We start from the raw sequence: 14,623 nt of genomic DNA on the forward strand, positions 1-14,623 counted from the left end.
CGGCGGCGTCAGCCCGCCGGAGTGCCGCGCACCCGCCGCCACAGCGCCGGGGCCACGCTGATCAGCACGGTCAGCACGATCGCCGCGAGCACCCCCTCCCAGGGCTTGTCGAACAGCGAGCCCCCGAGGACGCCGATCAGCTGATAGGTCGCGGCCCAGGCCAGACAGGCCGGCAGATTGCCGTGCACGAAACGCCGCAACGGCCACTTCGCGACCAGACAGGCCAGCATCACCGGCAGACGCCCGGCCGGCACCAGCCGGGACAGCACCAGCACCGCCACCCCGTGGTCGGTGAGCTTCTCCTGGGCCTGCGCCAGCCGCTCCTCGGGCGCCCGCTCCCGGATCGCCTCCAGCCACCGCGAGCCGTTCTTCGACGTCATCCCGCGCCGTCCCAGCCAGTACAGCGCCACGTCGCCCAGGAAGGCGGCCAGCGACGACGTCAGGAACACCATCGCCATCGCGTAGGGCGACGTCTGGTGGACGGCGACCACGGCCGCCGAACTGACCAGCGCGCCCGTCGGGACCACCGGGACCAGCGCCCCGATGAGCACCAGCAGGAACAGCGAGGGGTACCCGATGGCCTGCTGGGTGGACTCGGGCGCCACGGCCGCCGGCGGCACCAGGACACCGGCCGCCTGACCGAGGGCGGCGGCGGATATCACCGCGTGACCCCCAGGCGCACGCTCTCCCCGTGCCCGAGCCGGTGCACCACCGCGTCCGGCGCGTACCGGGCGGCCAGGCGCTCGAACTCGTGCCCCGGCGCGTGGAATTCGTGCGGGCGCACCGCGTCCATCCCTATCGGCCAGTACGTGCCGTAGTGCACCGGCACCGCGCTCGCCGCGCCCAGCAGTGCCAGCGCCTGGGCCGCCCGCCCGGCGTCCAGATGCCCCTCGCCCAGGTGCGGGCCCCAGCCGCCCACCGGCAGGAGCGCCACGTCGACCGGGCCGACCTCCTTGGCCATCTCGTTGAACAGCCCGGTGTCCCCGGCGAAGTAGGTGCGTGCCTCGCCCTCCACCACGAACCCGAGGGCGGGCGCGCGGTGGCGGCCCACCGGCAGCCGCCGCCCGTCGTGCCGCGCGGGCACGGCCCGCACCACCAGCGGGCCGACGGTCGTCACGTCACCGGGCGCCACCTCGCTCACGGCGAGCCCGGTGAGCCGGCGCAGCCCCGGCACCGCGCGGAGCGCGCCCCGGGGCACGAGCACCCGGGTGCCGGGCGCGAGCCGGGCCAGCGACGGCAGGTGCAGGTGGTCGGCGTGCAGATGGGACACCAGCGCCACGTCCGCGCGCAGCGCCGGGGGCGGCGGCACCGCGCCGCGCCTGCGCCGCAGATGCGCCAGCCGGCGTGCGAACAGGGGGTCGGTGAGGACGCGTGTGTGCGTGTCCTCCAGCGTGCAGGTGGCGTGTCCCCACCACGTGACCTCCACCGGCACCTCTACGCCTCCTTCGCGCGACTCCCCGAAGCCTACGCGCAGGAGTAGGGTCGTCGGCGAAAACCCGAGGTGAGGGGGACGCCATGGCGCCGGTGCGGGTCACGACCATCGCGAGCCTGACGCCGCTGGAGGAACTGGACGCCGATCCGTTCCTGGTGGACTCCCGCGGCCAGCACACCATGTGCGCGCGCTGGGCCGCAGAGCACGGCTACGTGGTGGCCCGCGAACTCCTCGTGCACGGCCTGCGCTCCGACCACTCCCTGCTGTGGGACGGGGTGCGTCCCGGCGCCGACCTGTTCGTGGCGCCCAGCCTGCGGGTGCTGGAGCGGGCGCTGTCGTCCGTGGCGGAGTTCACCGCCGAGTGCGCGCGGCGCGGGGTGCGGGTGGAGACGGTGGGCCGCGCGGAGCCGTCGTACGACGCGGCGATGAAGGCCCGGGTGCACCGCAGGCTGTCCATGCCGACCGCCGGTTACGACGGCCGCTGAGGCGCCCCGGACCACGCACCAGGGGGGACGAAACGCCTCATCAGGCCGTTGTGACAGGGTGGAGGCGGTCCAGAGACCGGAACGTGAGGTGTACGGGGCGTGGGTGGCGGGCGATGGCGACGGGTCGCCAGTCAGATCGGTCGGAGTGTCACGGTGTGGGTGGTCTCCACGCTCACCATGCTGGCCCTCGCGGGCATCCTGCCGGACTTCCGGCTGCGCTCGGCCGACGGCAGCAGCGCCACCGACATCGCGGTCACCGCCGCGCTCGGGGCGGGCGCCTTCGGTCTGCTGTCCGCCCTGGTCTGGCCCCTGCTGGTGCGGCTGCTGCTGCTGGTGCCCGCCCTCGTCCTCGGCCTGCTGGTGTTCTTCCTCAACGGCGCCCTGCTCTGGGTGGCGCTGCGCGTCAACCCCGTCGAACGGGCTCCGCGGCCCCGGAGACGGCCGTCGTGGTCGCCGCCGTGATGTCTGCCGTCGCCTCGGCCACCGGCGGTGCCCTCGCCGTCCGTGACGACGACGCCTACCGCCGCCGCCTGTACCGGCTCGCGGACCGAAGACGGCGCTCCACCCCGCCCTGCCCCGCGACTCCCGGCACGGTGTTCGTGCAGCTCGACGGCGTCGGCCACGACGTCCTGCTGTCCGCCGTCGACAAGGGGCTGATGCCTACCGTCGCCCGCTGGCTCGGCACCGGCGGCGACCGCCCCAGTCACCGCCTCACCCCCTGGCGCACCGACTGGTCCAGCCAGACCGGTGCCAGCCAGCTCGGCATCCTGCACGGCAGCAACTTCGACGTGCCCGCCTTCCGCTGGTACGAGAAGGCCCGCCGCGAGGTGATGGTGTGCAACCGGCCCACCAGCGCCGCCGAACTCCAGGCGCGCGCCATCGAGCACTCCGGCCACGCCGGCCTGCTCGCGGACGGCGGCGCCAGCCGGGGCAACCTGTTCAGCGGCGGGGCCGACGAGCAGGCGCTGGTGCTGTCCATAGCCACCCGCCGCAGGGGACCGGCGGCCCGCTCCCGAGCGGGCTACTTCGCCTACTTCTCCGACCCCGCCAACGCCGTGCGCACCGCGCTGTCCTTCGTCGCCGAGGTGGGCCGGGAGATCGGCCAGTCCGTCCGGGCCCGGATGCGCGGGCAGCGCCCGCGCGTCTCGCGCGGCGGGCTGTACCCCCTGGTGCGGGCCTTCGCCACCGTCGTCGAACGGGACGTGGTGGTGGCCGCCGTGATGGGGGACCTGCTGGCCGGCCGCGGCGCCGTCTACGCCGACCTGGTCGCCTACGACGAGGTGGCCCACCACTCCGGGCCGACGGGCCGGGACACCGACAAGGTCCTCCAGCGCCTCGACCGCGCCCTCGCGCTGATCGCGAACGTCGCCGAGCACGCGCCCCGCCCGTACCGCATCGTGGTGCTGTCCGACCACGGGCAGAGCCCCGGCGAGACCTTCCGCTCCCGCTACGGCCTGACCCTCGGCGACCTGGTGCGGGCCGGCTGCGGCCTGCCCGTGCCGCGCCGCGCCCGGCGCACCCACAGCGGCGCGGAGGCCCGCGCGGCGGTCCGCGCGGCGCTGCGCAGGCCCGTCGAGGAGGGCACCGAGCAGTACCGCCCCTCGCGCGGCTCGGAGCCGGTCGTGCTGGCCTCCGGGAACCTGGGCCTGGTGTCCTTCCCCGACGTGCCGCACCGGATGACCAAGGAGGAGATCGACGCCCGCCACCCCGCGCTGCTGCCGACCCTCGCCAACCACCCGGGCGTCGGCTTCCTGCTGGTGCGCAGCGAACGCCACGGCGGGGTGGTGCTCGGCGCGTACGGCGCGGAGATCCCGCTGGACGAGCTGGACGACAACCCCGGGCCCCTGGCGGCCTTCGGGCCCGGCGCGGCCGACGTCGTGCGCCGCACCCACACCTTCCCGCACACCGCCGACATCATGGTCAACTCCTTCCACGACCCCGCGGACGGCGAGGTGCTCGCGTTCGAGGAGCAGATCGGCTCCCACGGCGGCCTCGGCGGCGCCCAGTCCCGTCCCTTCCTGCTGTCGCCGCTGGTCCTGTCCGCCCCGGTGCCCGAGGGCACGGAGCTGGCCGGCGCCGAACAGGTCCACCACGTCCTGCGCCGCTGGCTGGCCGAGGCGCGGGAGGCGGACACCCGGCCGCTGCCGGACCACCGCGAACGCGCGGCCTGAACGACCGTTGTCCCGCCGCCGCCGGTCCCCGATGATGGCCGGGTGAACGGGGAGGCCGCGTACACGCTGGACACGCTGCGGGCGGTGGACCCGGCGGCGCGCGCGGACGTCCTGCGTGTCCTGGACCGTGTCGTGCGGGACCTCCCCGGCCGGTGGAGCCGCGGCCGGGGGGTGCCCCAGCTCATGGTGTCCCTCGACGGTCACGGGGGCGCCCGCACGGAGCGCACCGACCTGCGGGAGCTCTCCCGCCACGGGTACCTCGACGAGTTGCACCGCTGGGTCGACGCGGTCCCCCGGGACAGGGCGCGGGAACACGGCTGCGCCGCCCTGGTGTACGGCGACCGCATCCACGCGAGGATCAACCGGATCGGCCCCTATGGCGCCCCCCGTTTCGTTCCCGACACCCACGCCCACGTCCGTCTGGCGCACCGGGACCTGCGCGGGACGCTCGGCTTCGCCTTCCCCTTCCGGACCGAGGGCCGCCTCTTCCCCCGGCTGGTGTTCCACGACTGGGTGGCCGGGACCCTGGAACGCGCCCGGCCCCGCTGAAAAGGCGTTGCCCCGTCTCCGCGCGACGCAGTTCACTGGATCCGGCGCCCGTCCTGCCCCGAAGTGCCCGGGACCGGTTTCGTCGACGTGTGCGCCCCTTTCGGGCGTCCCTCTTTCCGTAACCAGGAGTTCGTGCGTGCAGGCAGCCGTCACCGTCACCCCCGCCCGTGTCCCGGAGCTGCTGCTCGGCCTCGCCACCGTGCGGCCGGTGTTCCTCTGGGGTGCGCCCGGCATCGGGAAGTCCTCCCTGGTGAGGGAGTTCGCCGAGAGCCTCGGGCTGGAGTGCGTGAGCCTGCTGGGCACCCAGTTGGCCCCCGAGGACCTGATCGGCGTGCCGCAGATCCGCGACGGCCGCTCGGTGTTCTGCCCGCCGGAGGCGATCGCCCGCGACGAGCCGTACTGCCTGTTCCTCGACGAGCTGAACGCGGCCACCCCGGACGTGCAGAAGGCGTTCTACTCGCTGATCCTCGACCGCCGCATCGGCGACTACGAACTGCCCAAGGGCTCCGTCGTGATCGGCGCCGGCAACCGTTCCACCGACAACGCCCTCGCCCGGCCCATCGCCTCCGCGCTGGTCAACCGCCTCACCCACGTGCACCTGGAGGCGTCCCCGAAGGACTGGCTGGTGTGGGCGGCGAACAACGGCATCCACCCGTGGATCATCGACCACCTCACCGACCGTCCCGACCACCTGTGGTCCAAGCCGCCCAAGACCGAGGAGCCGTTCTCCACGCCCCGCTCGTGGCACATGCTCTCCGACGCGCTGCACTCCTTCGGCCGCGACCTCGACGAGGACACCCTGAAGGTCCTCGCGCACGGCACGCTCACCCCCGCGCACGCCACCGCCTTCTGCGGCTACGTCAAGATCGTGCGCAGCCGCTTCGGCATCGACGCCGTGCTCAAGGGCGAGGCCCGCTGGCCGCACCGCCCGGAGGACCGCGACCTGCTCTACTACCTCGCCGAGTCCTTCCGCGGCCGTCTGCTGAAGGAACTCCCGGCGACCAAGGAGCACATGTCCGCGGCCGGCCGGCAGACCGCGTACCGTGCCAAGGCGCTGCTGGTGCAGCTCGCCGAGATCTCCGTCGAGGTCGCCCAGACCGTCATCGCGCCCGACGCCGACGGCAACCCGCTGCTGCCGTCGTGGTTCCTCGTCGAGGCGGCCCGTGACATGCCCCGGCTGGTGGAGGCGCGCCGGTGAGCCGCACCCGCGGCAAGGGCCCGCAGCCCAAGGGCGGCAAGGGGCAGCGCAAGCGCGACCTCGCGGCGGAGCGGTTCGCCGACGGGCTGCGGCTGATGCGGGCCAACCCCGCCCTGGCCGCCGTCGAGGTCGACGTCTGCCGCCGCGAGGACTGCGCCCTGGCCCCGCGGGACGGTCTGGTGCGCGTCGACTCGGACGCCGTGCTGCACGTCCACCCCGACCGGCAGGCCGACCCGGAGACCTGGGCGTGGGCCCTCGCGCACGCCGTCCTGCACCTCGGCTTCGGCCATGTCCCCGCCGCCGAAGGGCCCCGTACGCAGCCGGACCGCTGCGAGCTGGCCGCCCGTTGCGTCGTCGTCAACCGTTTCCTGCTCGGCTTCCCCGTCGGCAAGGCGCCCGAGGACCTGCCCGCCGCCTACCCCGACGGCGACGAGGAGCGGCTCGCCGCCGCCTGGCGGCGGAGCGGGATCCCCGCCGTCTACGAGCGCTGCGGCACCGCGGGCGACGACGCGGACCTGCACCTGGAGCGATGGCAGGGCTGGTACGGGCAGCCGCCGGACCACCAGCTGGCGTTCGCCACGGCGCTCACCCGCACGGTGTCCGCCGCGATGGACATGGCGGGCGGCCGCCGGGACAGCCTGGACGGCACGCCGGCCCCGCGCCGCCCCTGGCAGAAGGCGCTGAGCTGGTTCGTCTCCTCCTACCCGCTGCTCGGCGGCGTCGCCTCCGGCATGACCCTGGTCGCCGACGCGGAACTGGCCCGCGCCCACGGCATCTCCGTCGCCGCAGTCAACGCCGAGGCCGGCGAGATCTACGTCAACCCGCTGCGGCGCATGGAGGACGAGGAGTGGCGGTTCGTGCTGGCGCACGAGATGCTCCACGCCGCCCTGCGCCACGGTGACCGCTGCGGCCCGCGCGACCCGTTCCTCTTCAACGTCGCCTGCGACTTCGTCATCAACGGCTGGCTGGTGGAGATGGACATCGGCACGATCCCCGAGGGCCTGCTGTACGACAAGGACCTCGCCGGGCTGTCCGCCGAGGAGGTCTACGACCGCATCGAGGGCGACCGCCGCGCACGGCGCCTGGCCACCCCGCGCGGCAAGGGACTCGGCGACGTGCTCGGCGCCCCGCTCGGCCCGCCCCGTGACTGCGTCGGCCTCGACGGCTTCTACCGGCGCGGTCTCGCCCAGGGCCTGGACCTGCACGACCGCCAGGAGCGCGGGCTGCTGCCCGCCGGACTGGTCCAGGAGATCCGCACGCTCAGCCATCCGCCGCTGCCCTGGGACGCCCGGCTCGCCCGCTGGTTAGACGAGTTCGTGCCCCGTCCCGAACCGCTGCGGTCGTTCGCGCGGCCCTCCCGGCGTCAGGCGTCCACCCCGGACATCCCGCGCGCGGGCCGCCGGTTCCCGCCCGAGGAGGTCGCCCGCTGCACCTTCGGCGTCGTCCTCGACACCTCCGGCTCCATGAACAGCGTGTTGCTCGGCAAGGCGCTCGGCGCGATCGCCTCCTACGCCGGGTCCCGGGACGTGCCGGCCGCCCGCGTGGTGTTCTGCGACGCGGCACCGCACGACGCGGGCTACCTGCCGGTCGGCGAGATCGCCGGGAGGGTACGGGTGCGCGGCCGGGGCGGCACCGTCCTCCAGCCCGGCATCGACCTCCTCCAGCGCGCCGACGACTTCCCGCCCGGCGCGCCCGTCCTGGTCATCACCGACGGCTGGTGCGACGTACTGCGGGTCCGGCGTGAGCACGCCTACCTGATCCCGCAGGGCGCGCGGCTGCCCTTCACCCCGAGGGGGCCCGTCTTCCGGGTGAGTTGAGCCGTGATGTGATCGGATGGGACAGGACGCCCGGGTGACCCGGGCGTCCGGACCGAGCACCGCCGGACACACGGCCGGACTTTTCTCGAAAGGATTGCGTCATGGCAACCACGCGCGCCGCACACACCGTCTGGGAAGGCAGCCTCTTCAAGGGCAGCGGGGTCGTCGCCTTCGACTCCTCGGGTGCCATCCCCGAGCAGCCGGTCACCTGGGCCTCGCGTGCCGAGGACGCGAACGGGAAGACCAGCCCCGAGGAGCTGATCGCCGCCGCGCACTCCAGCTGCTTCTCGATGGCCCTGTCCAACGGCCTCGACAAGGCGGGCAACCCGCCCACCCGGCTGACCACCAACGCCGAGGTCACCTTCGTGCCCGGCCAGGGCATCACCGGCATCCACCTCACCGTCGAGGGCACCGTCCCCGGCCTGGACGAGGCCGGCTTCGTCGCCGCCGCCGAGGACGCCAAGGTGAACTGCCCGGTCAGCCAGGCGCTGAAGGGCACCGAGATCACCCTGACGGCGAAGCTCGCCTGACCCGTCCGTACCGCCGGGCCACCGCAGGCCGTCCCCGCCGGGGCGGCCTGCGCCGCGTCCCGTCCCCGAAAGCCGCCATCATGACGCCACGCCCCGCCGTCTCCGCCCACCGGGGAGGCACCGAGCGCGCCGCCCCGGCCAGCTGGGAGGCGTACCAGGACGCGCTCGCCACCGGCGCCGAGTACGTCGAGTTCGACGTCCGGCGCACCGCCGACGGGACCCTCGTCGTCCACCACGACCCCCGGGTGGGCGGCACCGGCCCCCTGCTGTCCACCCTCACCCGCGCCGAACTCGACGCCCGTGCCGGACACCCGGTGCCGCTCGTGGACGACGTGATGGCGCTGGTCGCCGGGAAGCTCGTCGCGCACCTGGACCTGAAGGAGACCGGGTACGAGCGGGAGCTGATCGACCGCGCGGCCGCCCTGCTGGGTGAGGACGGGTTCGTCGCCACCACCCTGGAGGACCGCTCCGTCGCCGCCGTCACCGCCGCCCGCCCGGGCGTGCGCACCCTGCTCTCCCTGGGCCGCGACGGCCGGGGTCTCGGCCGCCGCCGGCTGGTGCGGACCCGGATCAGCGAACTGCTGCCCCTGCGCCGCGTCCGGGCCTGCGGCGCCCACGGGGTCGCCGTGCACCAGCGGCTGGCCCGCGCCACCGTGCTGCGCGAGGCCGCCCGGGCCGGACTGTTCACCATGGTGTGGACGGTCAACGAGGACACGGCGATGCGGGCCTTCCTCCGTGACCCGCGGGTGGACGTCCTGGTCACCGACCGTCCCCGCCACGCCGTGCGGCTGCGCGACCACCCGGACGGGCCCACCGGGCGCTGACAGCTCCCCGCCCGCACTCTTGACAACAGCCCGCTCAAGTTTTGTGCTGGAAGTGTTCGGAAGTCCGGAGAGGTGCCCTGGCGGAAGGGGACAGCGATGGGACGTGCCGTCGGAATCGACCTGGGAACCACGAACTCGGTGGTCGCCGTGCTCGAGGGCGGTGAGCCCACCGTCATCGCCAACGCGGAGGGCGCCCGCACCACGCCCTCGGTCGTGGCCTTCGCCAAGAACGGCGACGTGCTGGTCGGCGAGGTCGCCAAGCGGCAGTCGGTGACCAACGTCGACCGCACCGCACGCTCCGTCAAGCGGCACATGGGCGACGTCGGGTGGCGGTTCCCCGAGCAGGGTGACGTCGACGGCACCCGCTACCGGGCGCAGGAACTGTCCTCCCGGGTGCTGCAGAAGCTCCGCAGGGACGCCGAGTCCTACCTCGGCGAGGAGGTCACCGACGCGGTCGTCACCGTACCGGCGTACTTCGACGACACCCAGCGCCAGGCCACCAAGGAGGCGGGCGAGATCGCCGGCCTCAACGTGCTGCGGATCGTCAACGAGCCCACGGCCGCCGCCCTGGCGTACGGACTGGACAAGGAGAACGATCAGACCGTCCTGGTGTTCGACCTGGGCGGCGGCACCTTCGACGTGTCGCTGCTCGACATGGGCGAGGGCGTCATCGAGGTCAAGGCCACCAACGGCGACACCCACCTGGGCGGCGACGACTGGGACCAGCGGGTCGTGGAGTGGCTCGCCAAACGCTTCAAGGGCCAGTACGGCGTCGACCTGGCCCAGGACAAGATGGCGGTGCAGCGACTCCGGGAGGCCGCCGAGAAGGCCAAGATCGAGCTGTCCTCGTCCACCGAGACCACGATCAACCTGCCCTACATCACCGCCTCCGCCGAAGGCCCGCTGCACCTCGACGAGAAGCTCACCCGGGCCCAGTTCCAGGAGCTCACCGCGGACCTGCTGGACCGCTGCAAGCAGCCCTTCCACCAGGCCGTCAAGGACGCCGGGGTGCGGCTGTCCGACGTCGACCACGTCATCCTCGTCGGCGGCTCCACCCGGATGCCCGCCGTCACCGAGCTGGTCCGCGAACTCACCGGCAAGGAACCCCACAAGGGCGTCAACCCCGACGAGGTGGTGGCCCTCGGCGCGGCCCTCCAGGCGGGTGTCATCCGCGGCGACGTCAAGGACGTCCTGCTGCTCGACGTCACCCCGCTGTCCCTGGGCATCGAGACCAAGGGCGGCATCATGACCAAACTGATCGAGCGCAACACCACGATCCCCACCCGCCGTTCGGAGATCTTCACCACCGCCGTCGACAACCAGCCCTCGGTCGGCATCCAGGTCTACCAGGGCGAACGCGAGATCGCCGCGTACAACAAGAAGCTCGGCGTCTTCGACCTGACCGGCCTGCCCCCGGCTCCGCGCGGCGTCCCGCAGATCGAGGTGGGGTTCGACATCGACGCCAACGGCATCATGCACGTCTCCGCCAAGGACCTGGCCACCGGCCGCGAGCAGAAGATGACCGTCACCGGCGGCTCGGCCCTGCCGAAGGACGACATCGACCGCATGATGCGGGAGGCCGAGCAGTACGCGGAGGAGGACCGCAGGCGCCGCGAGGCCGCCGAGACCCGCAACCAGGCCGAGCAACTCGTCTACCAGACCGAGAACTTCCTCCGGGAGAACGGCGACAAGGTCCCCGGGGACACCAGGTCCGAGGTGGAGGAGGCCGTCACCGCGCTCAAGGGCCTGCTGGGGCAGGAGAACACCGACACGGCCGAGCTGCGCACCGGCGTCGAGAAGCTCGCCTCGGTCAGCCAGCGGATGGGTCAGGCGATGTACGCGCAGACGGCGTCCGCCCCCGAGGGCGAGGCCGCCGGCCCGGGCACACCGCCGCAGGAGGACGACGGCGTGGTGGACGCGGAGATCGTCGACGACGACAGGCACACCGGTGAGGGGAGCCGCAAGGACGGCGCCGCCTGAGTCCGCACCCGCGCCCCGCCCGAGCCGGCGTCGGCCGGGCCGGCCGGGCGCACGCCGTGCGAAGGGGGCGGGGGCAGCGCTAGGCCCCGGAGGTCCGCGCGACGACCCGGTGCGGCGGGCGCGGAGGACGCACGCGCTCTCCGGCCCCCGAGGCCGGCCCCGCCGGGCTCAGCAGTGCTCCCGGCACTCCCGCAGCAGCTTCTCGGTGCGCTGGGTCGTGGCCGCCCGGGCCGTCATGTGGTCCAGCACCTCCAGGTGCACCGAGACCTCCTTGCGGGAGTCCAGGTACAGGGCGCCGGTCAGGTACTCGGTGAACACCATGTCCGGCAGCTCCGGCTCGGCGAACCGGAACAGCGAGAACGGCGCGTACGTGCCCGGGTGCGGGCCGTCCGCGAACTCCGCGATCTGCAGCGTGATCCGGTCCCGCTCGGAGTACTCCAGCAGCTTGTCCAGCTGCTCGCGCATCACCCGGCTGTCGGGGCTCACCGGGCGGCGCAGCACCGTCTCCTCCATCAGCACCCACAGGTGCGGCGGGTCCGGGCGCTCCAGCAGCCGCTGGCGCTCCATGCGCAGCGCCACGTGCCGCTCGACGGCCTCCGGTCCCGCCGTGCCGATGGTCCCGGCCTCCAGGACCGCCCGCGCGTAGTCCTCGGTCTGCAGCAGACCGGGCACGAAGTGCGGCTCGTAGGAGCGGATGATCCGGGCGGCGCCCTCCAGGCTGACGTACAGGCTGAACCACTCGGGCAGCACGTCGTGGTACCGCTGCCACCAGCCGGGACGGTTCGCGTCCTCGGCGAGCAGGACGAACGTGTCGGTCTCGCTGTCGGGCACCCCGTAGGCCGCCAGCAGCATCTGCACGTACGGGATCTTCAGCGCGACCTCGGCGGTCTCCATCCGGCGGACGGTCGCCGGCGCCACCCGCAGGATCCGGGCGGCCTCCTCCCGGGAGAGCCCGGCGGCCTCCCGCAACTCGTACAGCCGCCGTCCCAGAACCACCTGGCCCACGGTGGGTGCGGCCCGCCGCTCACTCAACGCCATGCCTCCCCAACGCGCCCGGGCATGCGCTCATCCTGTCATGTCCCTCAGAGACTCTCACGCGCCGCGGACGACCGCCCGGTTTCACCGCCTCGCGCCGCATTACCCCGCACGTAATCGACCCGGTCCGGCCCGCACGGGATCGTGGACGCACCACAACCGGTGACCACTCCTGACGGAGGATGATGCCCCGTGTCCACGACCCCGCTCGCCGCGCCCGCCCGCACCGTGGAACCGCTGCGGACGCTGCGCCGCCTCCTGGCCCTCGACGCCGTGGTGACCGGCGCCAACGCCGTCGCCTACCTCGCCCTGTCCGGACCGCTCGGCCGCTTCCTCGGTCTGGGGTCCGGCCTGCTGCTCGGAGCCGGCGCGTTCCTCGCCGCCTACGCGGCCGGCGTGGGCCTGCTGGCCGCCCGGCCGCACCCGCCGGTGCCCGGCGTGCGGATCGTCGTCGAGGCCAACCTCGCCTGGACGGTACTGAGTTTCGCCGCCCTCGCGCTGTGGCTGACGCCGACGGCCGCCGGCGCGCTGTGGATCGCGCTCCAGGCGCTCGCCGTGGCGGGCCTCACGCTGCTCCAGCACAGGGCGCTGGGGGCGCGTCAGCTCAGCCAGGTCTGAAGGTACTCGGCCGTCGCCGGGTCCGCCGGGAGCAGCGTCTCCACGGCCAGTTCGGCGACGGTCACGTCCATCGGGGTGTTGAAGGTGGAGATGGACGACACGAACGACAGCGTCCGCCCCCGGTGCTCGATCACCATCGGCAGCGCGAAGTACGCCACCGGCTCGGCCGGTTCCTCCGGGCACGCGGTGTCCGGTACGGGGTACGCCGCCACCTCGTCGTACAGCGCCCGCAGCCGCTCCGAGCGGCGCAGGGCGATGTTGCGCCGCATCTGCTCCAGCAGATGGCCGCGCCACTCCCGCAGGTTCCGGATACGCGGCGCAAGCCCTCGCGGGTGCAGGGTCAGCCGCACCGCGTTCAGCGGCGGCGTCAGCAGCGCCTCGGGGACGCCGTCGAACAGCGCCAGGACCCCGCGGTTGGCCGCCACGACGTCGTACATCGCGTCCACCACCAGCGCCGGATACGGTTCGAAGCCGCCGATCAGCCGCTCGATGCCGGCGCGCACCACCTCCAGCGCGGGGTCGTCCAGCGGGTCTCCGGGTAGCGGGCGCGTAACCGGCCGCAGCAGCAGCGCGTTGCGCTCCCGCACGGGCACCTCCAGGTGCTCGGCGAGCCGCAGCACCATCTCCTCACTGGGCCGGGACGGGCCGGTCTCGATGAAGCTGATGTGGCGGGCGGAGGAGTCGGCGCGCAGGGCCAGCTCCAGCTGGCTGACCCGCCGCTGCTGCCGCCAGGCGCGCAGCAGCGGCCCCACGCCCTCGGTACGGGAAGCGGTGCCGGACGTGACGGTGGTCATGCCAGGACGGTAGCCGAGGAGCGGCCGTGCGGGGGAGCCGCCCCTTCTCCGGCCAGGGCACGAGGGGGACTTCTGTGGCAGCCTGGACGCGGCACGAGAGCCGACCCGGCGAAGGAGCACCGACCATGCCCGTCGAACCGCTGTCCCGGACGGAGATCGAGGCCCGGCTCGCCGAGCTGCCGGGCTGGACGCTCGACGGCGACCGCCTCACCCGCACCTACCGGCTCGGTTCGCACATGGCGGCGGCGGCCATGGTGGTCCATGTGGCCCGGGTGCAGGACGAGCTGGACCACCACTCCGACCTCACCCTCGGCTACCACACCGTCTCCCTGTCCGTGCACACCCACAGCGCGGGCGGCGCCGTCACCGAGAAGGACCTCGAGCTCGCCCGCAGGGTGGACGACCTGGCGCCCGCCCACGGGGCACACTGAGGCGCGTGCTGGACTACGACGAGGAAGCGGAGCGCTACGACGTCCTGCGCGGCGGGGAACCCCGCGCGGCGGCGGCCGCAGAGGCCGTACTGAGCCTGGTTCCGCGGCAGGCGCGGTGCCTGTTGGACGTGGCCTGCGGCACGGGCATCGTCACCCGGCTGTTCCCGCGCGCCCGTCCCGGACTGCGGGTCACGGGCGCGGACCTCTCCGCGTCGATGACCCGGCTGGCCGCGGGCCGGCTGCCCGGGGCCGTGGTCCGCGCCGACAGCCGGCGGCTGCCCTTCCGCGACGCGTGCTTCGACGCGGTGGTCAGCGTGTGGCTGCTGCACCTGCTCACCGACCCCGGTGACGTGCGCGCCGTCATCCGTGAGTGCGCCCGGGTGCTGCGGCCCGGGGGCGTCTACGTCACGACCGTGCACAAAGGGCTCTCGCACAACGTCGGCAGCGACATCGACGCCGTGCTCGCCGACCGCCCGCCGAGCCCCGTGCCCGACGCCCCCGGGACCGTCGCGTCCCGCGCTGCCGGGCAGGGCCTGGTCCCCGCGGGAGAGGCCCGCTTCCGGGGCCACGGCCAGGGCCGCAGCCCCCGCCGCACCGCGGACGACCTGCGACGCGGCTGGTTCGTCACCCTCCCGCCCGGTCACCCCCTCGTGGACGACTTCGCCACCCGCCTGGCAGCCCTCCCCGACCAGTCCCGCCCCCGCCCGGACCCGGTCTTCACCCTTCAGGCGTTCCGCAGGACGCCGTAGCGTCACGGAC

Annotated in this window: 14 protein-coding genes and 1 pseudogene; 11 read left to right on the plus strand and 4 right to left on the minus strand. The window is 73.9% G+C overall.

Annotated elements, in window-relative coordinates; all coding sequences use genetic code 11:
* Window positions 1–8: 8 nt before the first annotated feature.
* Window positions 9–662, minus strand: a complete 654-nt coding sequence (locus F3L20_RS13985) for a DedA family protein (protein ID WP_382683611.1) — start codon at window positions 660–662, stop codon at window positions 9–11.
* A complete protein-coding gene (locus F3L20_RS13990; protein WP_150154675.1) occupies window positions 659–1,432 on the minus strand; it encodes an MBL fold metallo-hydrolase in 774 nt (257 codons plus the stop codon). Before F3L20_RS13990 ends, F3L20_RS13985 begins: the two co-directional genes overlap by 4 nt.
* A gap of 83 nt (window positions 1,433–1,515) precedes the next feature.
* Here F3L20_RS13990 and F3L20_RS13995 point away from each other — a divergent pair, with 83 nt between their 5' ends.
* From F3L20_RS13995 to dnaK, 8 genes and pseudogenes are all read left to right on the plus strand, one after another.
* On the plus strand, window positions 1,516–1,917 hold the full coding sequence (locus F3L20_RS13995; RefSeq protein ID WP_150154676.1) for a hypothetical protein: 402 nt from the start codon (window positions 1,516–1,518) through the stop codon (window positions 1,915–1,917).
* A 153-nt stretch (window positions 1,918–2,070) separates the two neighbouring features.
* Window positions 2,071–4,088: pseudogene (locus F3L20_RS14000) on the plus strand (phage holin family protein).
* A 42-nt stretch (window positions 4,089–4,130) separates the two neighbouring features.
* Complete coding sequence (locus tag F3L20_RS14005; protein ID WP_150154677.1) at window positions 4,131–4,637, plus strand: hypothetical protein; 507 nt, start codon at window positions 4,131–4,133, stop codon at window positions 4,635–4,637.
* A 136-nt stretch (window positions 4,638–4,773) separates the two neighbouring features.
* A complete protein-coding gene (locus F3L20_RS14010; protein ID WP_150154678.1) occupies window positions 4,774–5,835 on the plus strand; it encodes an ATP-binding protein in 1,062 nt (353 codons plus the stop codon).
* Entirely contained in the window at window positions 5,832–7,652 is a 1,821-nt protein-coding gene (locus F3L20_RS14015; RefSeq protein WP_240810895.1) for a vWA domain-containing protein, read from the plus strand. Before F3L20_RS14010 ends, F3L20_RS14015 begins: the two co-directional genes overlap by 4 nt.
* Window positions 7,653–7,753: 101 nt before the next feature.
* Window positions 7,754–8,182: an OsmC family protein gene (locus tag F3L20_RS14020; protein ID WP_024883822.1), complete on the plus strand. Its 429-nt coding sequence runs from the start codon at window positions 7,754–7,756 to the stop codon at window positions 8,180–8,182.
* Window positions 8,183–8,262: 80 nt separating this feature from the next.
* Window positions 8,263–9,006, plus strand: a complete 744-nt coding sequence (locus F3L20_RS14025; protein ID WP_150154679.1) for a glycerophosphodiester phosphodiesterase family protein — start codon at window positions 8,263–8,265, stop codon at window positions 9,004–9,006.
* A gap of 96 nt (window positions 9,007–9,102) precedes the next feature.
* Window positions 9,103–10,986 (plus strand): molecular chaperone DnaK, encoded by a 1,884-nt coding sequence (dnaK, locus tag F3L20_RS14030; RefSeq protein ID WP_150154680.1) that lies wholly within the window; start codon window positions 9,103–9,105, stop codon window positions 10,984–10,986.
* Between the two features lie 168 nt (window positions 10,987–11,154).
* On the opposite strand, the gene F3L20_RS14035 is transcribed toward dnaK, so the two are convergent.
* On the minus strand, window positions 11,155–12,018 hold the full coding sequence (locus F3L20_RS14035; protein ID WP_150157327.1) for a helix-turn-helix domain-containing protein: 864 nt from the start codon (window positions 12,016–12,018) through the stop codon (window positions 11,155–11,157).
* A gap of 195 nt (window positions 12,019–12,213) precedes the next feature.
* Between F3L20_RS14035 and F3L20_RS14040 the strand changes: the two genes are divergently transcribed.
* Window positions 12,214–12,639 (plus strand): hypothetical protein, encoded by a 426-nt coding sequence (locus F3L20_RS14040; RefSeq protein WP_150154681.1) that lies wholly within the window; start codon window positions 12,214–12,216, stop codon window positions 12,637–12,639.
* Here the strand turns inward: F3L20_RS14040 and F3L20_RS14045 are convergent.
* The gene (locus tag F3L20_RS14045; RefSeq protein WP_150154682.1) at window positions 12,621–13,433 is read right to left on the minus strand and encodes a helix-turn-helix domain-containing protein; all 813 of its coding nucleotides are present in this window, start codon (window positions 13,431–13,433) and stop codon (window positions 12,621–12,623) included. The two genes, F3L20_RS14040 and F3L20_RS14045, sit on opposite strands and share 19 nt — an antisense overlap.
* 125 nt (window positions 13,434–13,558) lie before the next feature.
* Here F3L20_RS14045 and F3L20_RS14050 point away from each other — a divergent pair, with 125 nt between their 5' ends.
* A complete protein-coding gene (locus tag F3L20_RS14050) occupies window positions 13,559–13,864 on the plus strand; it encodes a 4a-hydroxytetrahydrobiopterin dehydratase (protein WP_145826347.1) in 306 nt (101 codons plus the stop codon).
* A 5-nt stretch (window positions 13,865–13,869) separates the two neighbouring features.
* A complete protein-coding gene (locus F3L20_RS14055; RefSeq protein ID WP_150154683.1) occupies window positions 13,870–14,613 on the plus strand; it encodes a class I SAM-dependent methyltransferase in 744 nt (247 codons plus the stop codon).
* Window positions 14,614–14,623: the final 10 nt, after the last annotated feature.

It is taken from the genome of Streptomyces tendae, assembly GCF_008632955.1.
Classification (GTDB): Bacteria; Actinomycetota; Actinomycetes; order Streptomycetales; family Streptomycetaceae; genus Streptomyces.